A 501-nucleotide genomic window follows, 5' to 3' on the forward strand; every position below is an offset into this window, starting at 1 on the left:
GTCTTGAGGCATTAATCAAGCAGCAACAGGCATTGAATATCAGTATTGTAGCGGTCTATAGTCAGCCTGATCGTAAAGCTGGCCGCGGACAAAAGCTGGCGGCATCTGCGGTCAAGCAAGTAGCATTGGCACATGATATCGCTGTTGGACAGCCAGAGACCTTTAAAAAATCAAGTATAGAAGGGGTAATAGCAAGGCAAACTTTGCAAGATTATCAACCCGATGTAATGATTGTTGCTGCTTATGGGTTGATTCTTCCTGTTGGTGTCTTGAATACGCCGACTTATGGTTGCTTAAACATCCACGCCTCATTATTACCACGCTGGCGTGGTGCAGCGCCTATTCACCGCGCATTATTGGCTGGTGATAGTGAGACTGGCGTTACTATTATGCAGATGAATAAAGGGCTTGATACTGGAGACATGCTTTATAAAGTCAGTGCTAGTATTGAGTCTGATGATACGGCTGCCAGCCTACATGATAAAATGGCTGAGCTTGGTG

General features: G+C 45.5%; 1 protein-coding gene. It reads left to right on the forward strand.

The annotated features are described in order from the left end of the window. A partial coding sequence (locus tag JMW90_RS13685) for a methionyl-tRNA formyltransferase (RefSeq protein WP_265089253.1) occupies nt 1-501 on the forward strand: 501 nt, incomplete at both ends.

The organism is Psychrobacter glacincola (assembly GCF_904846215.1).
GTDB classification, from domain to species: domain Bacteria; phylum Pseudomonadota; class Gammaproteobacteria; order Pseudomonadales; family Moraxellaceae; genus Psychrobacter; species Psychrobacter glacincola.